This window comes from Bifidobacterium sp. SO4 (genome assembly GCF_018555355.1).
GTDB lineage: Bacteria > Actinomycetota > Actinomycetes > Actinomycetales > Bifidobacteriaceae > Bifidobacterium > Bifidobacterium miconisargentati.
Window position 1 is genome coordinate 129,259 of sequence record NZ_JAFEJP010000007.1, and the last position, 8,730, is coordinate 137,988.

The 8,730-nt window shown below is 60.1% G+C and carries 6 protein-coding genes; 1 reads left to right on the top strand and 5 read right to left on the bottom strand.

Features of this window, described 5'->3' with window-relative positions:
* Window positions 1-89: 89 nt before the first annotated feature.
* The 5 genes from JS536_RS06530 to JS536_RS06550 form a co-directional block, all read right to left on the bottom strand.
* Window positions 90-1,757, bottom strand: a complete 1,668-nt coding sequence (locus JS536_RS06530) for a SpaA isopeptide-forming pilin-related protein (RefSeq protein ID WP_214356282.1) — start codon at window positions 1,755-1,757, stop codon at window positions 90-92.
* 213 nt (window positions 1,758-1,970) lie between these two features.
* A complete protein-coding gene (locus JS536_RS11825) occupies window positions 1,971-3,026 on the bottom strand; it encodes an LPXTG cell wall anchor domain-containing protein (RefSeq protein WP_214356283.1) in 1,056 nt (351 codons plus the stop codon).
* Window positions 2,927-6,052: a choice-of-anchor A family protein gene (locus tag JS536_RS06540; RefSeq protein WP_214356284.1), complete on the bottom strand. Its 3,126-nt coding sequence runs from the start codon at window positions 6,050-6,052 to the stop codon at window positions 2,927-2,929. The genes JS536_RS11825 and JS536_RS06540 overlap by 100 nt, the downstream gene beginning before the upstream one ends.
* Window positions 6,053-6,488: 436 nt before the next feature.
* Window positions 6,489-6,782: a hypothetical protein gene (locus tag JS536_RS06545; RefSeq protein WP_214356285.1), complete on the bottom strand. Its 294-nt coding sequence runs from the start codon at window positions 6,780-6,782 to the stop codon at window positions 6,489-6,491.
* A 164-nt stretch (window positions 6,783-6,946) separates the two neighbouring features.
* Window positions 6,947-7,924 (bottom strand): sulfite exporter TauE/SafE family protein, encoded by a 978-nt coding sequence (locus JS536_RS06550; RefSeq protein ID WP_214356286.1) that lies wholly within the window; start codon window positions 7,922-7,924, stop codon window positions 6,947-6,949.
* A 237-nt stretch (window positions 7,925-8,161) separates the two neighbouring features.
* Between JS536_RS06550 and JS536_RS06555 the strand changes: the two genes are divergently transcribed.
* Window positions 8,162-8,730, top strand: a 569-nt coding sequence (locus JS536_RS06555) for a helix-turn-helix domain-containing protein (RefSeq protein WP_214356287.1), incomplete at its 3' end; no start/stop codon positions are given.

The following is an 8,730-nucleotide window of genomic DNA, read 5'->3' on the forward strand; positions in this document are numbered from 1 at the left end:
AGCAGATGGCCGAAGTGCTGTTCCGCCTCGCTAGCATGGGCCAGACGGAACAGCACCCCTAAATGGTTGATATGAACTCGGACCGGAAATCAGCGGGCCGAGGTGCGGCGGCGCAGGGCGAACCACAGGCCGGCGGCGATCACGCACGCGGCGCCGGCCACGTACAGGATCGTAGTGCCGATACCACCGGTTTCAGGGAGCTCGGAGCCAGACTTGTTGATAACACTAGCGGTCAAAGAGCCGTCGGTCTCATTGCCGGTGAAGGACATATCCTTGATGAGGCCATCCGTCGTATTACCGTTCAGCGAAGTAAGAGCGGAGCTTCCATTGCCGCCGTCCCATACCGCCTCATGCTTTGCGGTGATGGTGAACTTGATCGGATCCTTAGGCTTGTTGTAACCGTCAGGAGCCTTGGTCTCAACCAGCTGGTAGTTGCCGGCGTCAAGACCAGCCCACTCATACTTATTCGTGGTGGCATCGTGGCTCTTAGTTACGTTCTCGTCGTCCACATCCTTGTATTCGCAGGTCGTATTATTGTCCTGATCAGTCGTGCAGTATTCCTTCTGCAGGGTGAACTCGGCACCGGTCAGCGATTCGTCCTTGGAGTTCACCTTGTTGAAGATGGTCTTGTAGGTGAAGACGATGACCGTGTGATCAGGAGTCTCACCAGTGTCGCCGCCCTGTTCGGAGTTCGGGTTGCGCGAGTACTCCAAGTGCATCGTGTTCTTGTTACCCGCAGAACCGACGTTAGCGGTCTTCAGCAATGTGGAGGAATACGTCGCGACAATGTCGAAGCCCTTAGCCGTCGGAATGCCACTATCCGGATGATTGGTCACAAGAGCCTTGACATCGCTAATCTCGATATCAAACGTATCTCCGTCAGTGACATCATTACCAGTCTTGACAGTGTAATCAGTACCCTTCGTCAATTCCACCTCAGTGCTATTGAACACGGCCTTGACCACAACAGTGTCCGGCTTGAATTCCAGACCAGCTTCTTCCTTATCGTGGAACACGAACTTGTATGCGCTCTTGTACAAGTAGTAGTTATCCGCGACCTTACCGGTCAGCTTGAACGGGACCGGGTCGCCGAAATCATAATCAGCGGAATCGGTCCACTTGCCATCATTCGGGTCACTCGGGTCCGGGGTGGAATCGGTCGAATCCCACACCTTCTTGGAGGATTCCGGCTGCTCGGACTTCGGCTTGATCGTCTGGTTCTTCGTCAGCTGCAGCATGAAACGGCTATATGAATCGCCCTCACCGAGCGTACCGGTATCGTTGATGAAGTAATAGCCTGCCTCAAGACCGCTAATCACATACTTGCCATCAGTCGGAGTCTTAGCGCTGCCGGCCTCCGTGCCGAGATGCTTGCTCACGATGGTCGCGAACGCCTGGGCAACCTCATCGGACTTGCCGGACAAGGCATCGGCAACATCCTGCGCGGTCTTGGCCTCCGCGAAGATACTCTTCGAGTCCTTCTGCAAAGCCGCTTCGGTCGTATTCTGCAGTGCAGTCAGCAGTCTGCCTGAATCTACGCCATCGCCCCAACTCACGTTCGAAAGCTTGCCGCCAGTCTTATCCAAGGTACCGGAGAACACCTGATACGCGGTGTACGTGTGGCCTTCATCCTTATTCTCAATAGTGATTGAGTAATTACCCACCGCCATTGCGGGGACGGCGCCGACGGTGAGGCCGGTGAAGAGCATCGCCACGGCGGCGATGAGGCCAAGGAGGGCCTTGCCTAACTTTTTCATTGTTGTGCTCCTTCTAGAGTTCTTTCTCTACAGGTTTGGGTTTGGGTTGTTGATTGTTGGTGAACGGGTTGGGGTGTGACTGGGACTCCCCTCAGTCGCCTCCGGCGACAGCTCCCCTCAGAGAGGGGAGCCAGAATAAGGCCAGGGAACCAGGAGCCATATCTTGGTTGAATAAGTCTGTTTAGGGGTCTCCTCCCCTCGGGTGGGAGATGGTCATGAGCGTCGCCTCCTTACTTCGGCCAGGCCGAGGGTGGCGACGAGCACGGCCAGGGTGCCGCCGATGAGGAAGACGCTGGTGCCGATGCCGCCGGTGTCCGGCATTTCCGCGCCGGGCTTGTTGGGGATTCGGTTGCCGGCGACGTTCTGGGACGTGCCATCCGATTTCTTGAAGGAAATCTGGACCGTTGCGCCGGCGCTGGAGTTCTGATCGATGGTGAACGTGTACTTGGTTGTGGAGAGGTTGTAGCCTTCCGGCGCCACCGTCTCGACCAGTTCGTACGTACCGAACTTCAGACCGGTCAGCTTGATGATGCCGTCGGCGATGTCCTGTACGGCGCCAGACTGCTCGCCCACCTTGCTCACGTCGGTCAGACGTGTGATGGAGGAATCCGTGCCGCTATCAGCGTCAGAATCGGAATTCGGGCAAATCAGACTGCCATCCTTGCTGGCACCATCACCATTACCGTCAACGATGCAGTACGCTTCATCCTTCACGGACGAACCGGAACCATCCTTCGTGCGAATCAGCTTCCACTGAGCACCCTTCAGATACGTGGTCGAATCGAAATCTTCCGAACTGACCTTGTACCACGTGACTTCCGTGGACTGGTCACTAATGGCATTACCGTTATTGGCGTCCGGAATAAGATTCGCGTTCATCTCTTTGGCCGTATCGCCATCGGCCCAGCCGCCATTCCATGTCACTTTGCCATCAGAGTCAATCGTGAACTGGTACACGGTCTTATTCAGCGTGTAGCCGTCAGGCGCGGTGATCTCGTGAAGCAGATACGTGCCCGCATCCAGACCATCGACCTTGAACTTGCCAGGCGTCGTGTCAATGTCGCACTTCACACCGGGATTGCCGCTAACACCGTCAGCAGCGACACAGGGCGTGACCGCCTTCTCGGTGGACCTATTGTCAGCGAACGTATTCATCTGATTATCCACCGCTAAACCATTGCCATCAAAGGTATTGAAGTCCTCATCAGCAACAGTTTCACCTTCATCACCAGTAACGTTCGCATCATCGGCATGCGAATAATCGGACACCGAAGAACATCCAGATGGTGCAATCGAACCCTGTGAGTTTTGTATAGTTCGACGACCTGCACCTCGTTGCCGGTGAACGTGAAGTTCGCGTTCGCGGCCGTGGACGGCTTATACCAATTGCCCGACTTTGGATCGGTGCTGTCGTGGAACAGGAACTGCTTGCCGCTCGTGACCCGCGGGATTGTGACCGCCACGTAGTCGCCGCAGGTCCGGTCCATTTTCACGAACTTCCAATAAACACCGTCGTCGTAGTACAGGTAGTAGTTCGACCAGCCCACCAGCGTCTTCTTGAAGTACACGGTGGTGGAAGGCAGCTTGACCGTGAACGAAATGGTCCGGTTGCCGGCCTTCGCGGTGATGGTGGCCGTGCCGAAGCCGACCATGTGCACGGTCGCGTTCGCGCCGTTGCCAGATGTGCTCAGCGTGGCGATGCTCTCGCTGCTGGTCGTCCAGGTGACCGGCACGCTCGGGGTCGAGCTCGCCTTGAACGTCAGGTCCGCGTTCAGCGCGTCCGCGGTGATCGCGTCGCCGTCCTTGACCGGCTGGCCGTCGGCGCTGGTGATCGCGAAGTTGGTCACGTTCGCTGCCTTGACCGTGATGGTGGCCGGCTGGCTGCACACGTCGGGGTTGGAGACGGAGCAGGCCTTCACGTATACGGTCGTGTCGGCGGTCGCGGTGCCGATGAGGTCGGCGCGCAGGTCGCTGGTCTGGCTCAACACGGCGTCAGTTTCGTTGGCGATCGGGTTGCCGGATGCGTCGGTGAACGTCCAGGTGACGTTCTGCACGGCCTCGGCGGGGGCGACATTGGCGGTCAGCGTCGCCTTGTACTGGTTGGACGTGTCGAGCGTGTACGCGGACGCCACGATGGAGACGGACGTGGCCGCGTTCACGTTGTCCGCCACGTTCCAGACCTGTGTGCCGGTGGTGTCGTCCTGCTTGCTGATCTGCCAGGCGGAGCCGGCCAGCGGCGTGCCCTTGGCGTCGCCGTCCGCGATCTTCTTCCACGCGACCTCATGCCCGGCGGCCTTGTTGACGATCTTGCCGTCGTCGGTCATGTCGGCCTTGCCGAACGCGAGCGTGCCGTCCGCGCCCATGGTGACCGATTGGGTCACGCCTGCGGTGGTGTTCGCTTCGCCGGTCGTGGCGGTGTAGATGTTGGTGTTCAGCTGGTATTGGCTGTCGTCGCCGGTGGCGACTTCCTTGATGTAGTACGTGGCGTTCGGCTTGAGGCCCTCGACCTTGAAGCCGCCCTTGGTGGCAGTGTCCTTGTCGGCGAAGTCGTCGTCCTTCAGCGCGGCGTACAGGGCGTTCTCGCCGTTCGCGGCGTCGTCGTACGTGCCGTAGATCGCCCACGTGGTGCCCGCCAGACCGTTGCCGGATTCGTCGGACTTCTGCCAGGCGATCGCCGCGCATTCGGTGGTGGTCTGGCCGTTCCACGGGAAGTTGTGGCGCTCCTGGTCCATGTCGATCACGGAGGCGGAGTCGCCGTCGTTCGCGCCGGCCTGGGTGAACTTCGCCGCGAAGTGCGGGTTGTGCATGGAGAAGTCGCCCTCGGTGTACACGCGGCCGTTCGTGGTCACATGCGATTCGAAGTTGCCGGTGGTGTTGTCGGCGTCGCCGCTCGCGTCGCCCGACTCGGCGTTGCCGATCACGATGATGCTGCCCAGCATCGCGGCGGCCGGGTCGTCCTCGGTGTACTTGTCGTCGCCTTCGTTGGCGATGCCGCCATAGATGGTGAGGTTGTTCGTGTCGTGGAAGTTCCACAGGATCTTCTGCGCGGCCTTCGCGTATGCGGCGGCCTTGCCGGTGCTGGCCGCGTCGGAGTAGCCGTCGGAGATCTCCTGACCGTTCCACCAGAACTGCCAGCCGTTGTGGAAGGCGATGTTCTTGTTGTCGCCGGTCACGTTGACCACCACGGACGCGGTGTCGGCGATGTTCTCGAACGCGAACGCCACGCCGCGGTAACGGGTGCCGTCGATGTAGTCGGTGAGCATGCTCGCGTCGAGGTCGAACACTTCCATCGTGGGGTTGTTCGTGCCGGTGAACGTGATCAGCTTCTCGCGGTTGGTGTACGAATCGGTGGTCTCCAGGCCACGGCCGGTGCCCGTCTTGGTGTCGTCGGTGTACTTGAAAACGTACTGCACGTTGCTGGTGCTGTGGTTGTACTTGTGGCGGGTCAGCGTGCTCAGCGTGGAGACGTCCTGCGTCACCGTGCCCGTCGCGGTCTGGAAGGCGAGCGGGGCGGAGATGTCTTCGATGACGTAGTCCTGGTAGTACTTGGATTCGGAAAGGTTCTTGACGTCGTCGCTGGCGTCGGTGTCGGTGTCGTCGCTTTTGACGGTGACGTTCTCCATCGGATCGGTCACGTTCCAGTTAACCATTGCGTTCGTATTGGCCGGGTTCTTGCCGATGGACGGCGTGCCCGTCGCGCCCCAGAGGTCGGAACTGGCGCCGGCGATCGACGCGATATGGCCGTTGTCGCGCAGGAAGCCGGAATGGGACCATGCCTGCACGTTCGACCACTCCGGCAGAGCTGCGTCGCTGGTGTTGCCGCCGACCACCAGCGCCGTGCTGTCCTTTGCAGGGCGGAACTGGGTGCCGAAACCGGCGATGCCGAAGCGGAAGCCGGCGCCACTCCACGAGTTCTTGATCGGGTTCATCATCAACTTGCCGTTGACGACCGTCAGACCCTCGGCCTCCACGGCGTACGAGCCGTCGGGACCATTCGCGTTCTTCAGATTGGCGGTGTTGGCTGGCTTCTTGCCCACGTACATGTTGCCGCCGACCCATGTGGCGACGCCGGAATCACGGGTGCTGGAGGGGTCGGTGTCGGTGCCCATCTTCTGTTCGGACGGCGTGCACAGAGCGCCATCAGACAATTGAGCACCCTCCGCGTAGACGCTGCGGGGCGCGGTGATGAACGCGGCGGAGCCGACGAGCATCGTTGCGGCAAGGGCAGCCGCAGCCAGGGCCTTGGCTTTGGATACCCCCTTTGCAAACGGGGTCATCGTAGGTACGTTCATCATCTCTCCCTTGAGGTGGTTGCCTTTCGTTCAACCATCTTCGGTTGTCTCGTGCGTCATCGTTGACGGTTCGGCGTGCGGCGCAGTGTTCACGCTTGTCCGTATCACAAGGCATGCCTTCACCAACGTTTGCATGACTGCAAAACAGTCTTTATTTGCAGAAAGTACTGAAAACACTTGCATTCCTGCATCATTGCAAACGTTTGCCTTGCAATGGCTCTTATCGTACACCAGATTTTCTGCAAGCGTTGTCATAGGCGTTTCGCGTGTCATATTCTGGACATGCACACCATAGCCGGTCAGACGACTGACGTCACAGCAGCCAAAAACTGCACATCATCAACGTACGAATTCCGGCCGAATACCCCCCCTATCGGAAGGCCATCCCCTAGGAACCCAACACCAACCGCGTGGGCTCTTTCGCTATGCGGAAGCAACGTTACGCAAAGGTGACATATGTAATCGGCAGATGCCATGCGAAGGTGTAAAACGCCGTGAACAACTGCTTGCGTGTATTCATGGCATATGAAGCGTAATCATCATGCCCATTGAACAGCGGACCGGCATGAAAAGGTATGTCCGGCAGTCCTCGTTCCAGCAGCGCATGTTCATACAAATGAATACAACGGTAGATGTCCTCGTTTTGATCATGAAACACTAAAGTCAGCAGATAATACTCGGAATTACCGTCCCGCGTGCCACTTTCATCCACGAAAATGTTGATATCCCCCATATCCGTCCCCTTCGGCGGAAAAAATGCCGGGGGAAACCCCCGGCGCTTGGAGCCCCTGCCTTAACACAGGCAGATGGCTTTTTCTTTATAACACACCGAGGGCACTATTGCGAAGAAACGTCAACCTTAGCGTTGACGATGACTTCCACGGATAAACCGATGAATCAGTAGGTTTTGAGGGCGAGATCCACGGTGAGGACGATGCCGGCGATGACGGCGGCGGCGCGCATGATGTTGGCGGGGATGCGGCGCGTGATGGGCGGCGCGATGTAGCCGCCGATGAAGCAGCCGAGGCACAGCATGATCGCGGCTGGCCAGTCGACCGCACCCTTGATGATGAAGACGACCGAGGCGCTGATGTTCGCGCCGGTGCCGATGAGGGTCTTCAGCGCGTTAATCTTGTGGAACGGACCGATTTTGGCGGCGTCCAGCACGGCCAGCGCGCAGGTACCGGCGCCGGCGCCGAAGTAGCCGGAGTAGATGGCGACGGCCACCACGCCGAGCCAGACCCACCATGAGTCCTGGTTCATCGGCTGGACCGGCTGGTCGGACGGCTGGACGACCGGATGCGGATGGGCGGGAGCGGTCGCGACGGACTTGGCGGCAATCGTATTGGCTTTGTCGGCAGACGCGACAGCCGCACCGGACTTGCCTGACTTGCCTGGCACCCCGGTACCAGCAGCCTCGCCGGCCTTCGCACCAGACTCCGCGGACATGTCACGCAACTGTTCGGCGGCGTCGGCGGCGGCCTGCTTGGCCTGCATGCGGCCGCGCGGATTGACGGCGATGATCAGCGAGCTGAACAGAATCAGCGCGGGGGCCGCGAATTCGAAGACGGACGGGTCGAGTTCCAGCAGCAGATACGCGCCGGCGATGCCGCCGATCGCGCCGATGGTGACGTACGTGATCACGCGCAGGGACTGCCCCTTGAGCTCACGCCGCGCACCCATCACGCCACCGATGCCGGTGCCCACCACACCCACGGTGTTGGAGGCGTTCGCCAGTACGGGCGGGATGCCGAACGCGAGCAGCGCCGGGTAGGAGACCAGCGAGGACGCGCCCACCGCATACCCCACGAATCCCGCGCCGATGCCGGCCAACAGGATCAGCAGCAACGAGACTATGGAAAAACCCGCAATCATCCCTTGACGTCCTCTCGAATGCTCACGTTATGCGGCCGGCACGTCGTTGACTGTTGACGCGCGCCGGCCTTGACCTTGAGCGAGAATACGCCGTTAGGTGCGGATTGCGGGTTTTCTTTTGCTATGTGGACGGGGTCCCGAGGCGGATGGCTCCTGAAGGCTCCCCTCAGTCGGCTTCGCCGACAGGGCGGGTTCTAGTGATCGTTGCAACGCTTGGCCGGGTGGCGGGAGTCATGTATGGGCAGGTGGGTTTTCGAGGGCGTGGAGTACGCGAGTCGGGGTCTTATGTGCGAGGCGAGGCGGGAACGCTACGTCGAATACCTCGACTCGGGTTTGAACTTCACGCAGGCCGCGAAGGCGGTCGGCGTCTCCAAACGCACGGGCAAGGTGTGGAGGAACGGCAGGACCCGCGCCACGGGCAGGAACGAGAAAGCCTCGGTCGACTGGTATCGTTCCGCCATGGACAGGCCGAAGAAGATTCATCCCAGGTATCTGAGCCAGGACGAGCGCATGAGCATCGCCGACCGGAGGCTCGCCGGCGACTCGATCCGCGGGATCGCCCGCCTGCTCGGACGCGAGCCGTCCACCATCAGCCGTGAGATCGCCCGGAACACGAACCCGGTCACCGGCGCGTACGAGCCGTACCGGGCGCAGCAGATGAGCGCGGACCGGCTCGGACGGCCGAAGACCGCGAAGGTGCACGCGGTGCCGGGGCTGCTCGACTACATCCGCGACGGGCTGAGGGCGCATTGGAGCCCCGAGCAGATCGGCGGCATGCTCAGACGGGACTTCCCCGATAATGGGGA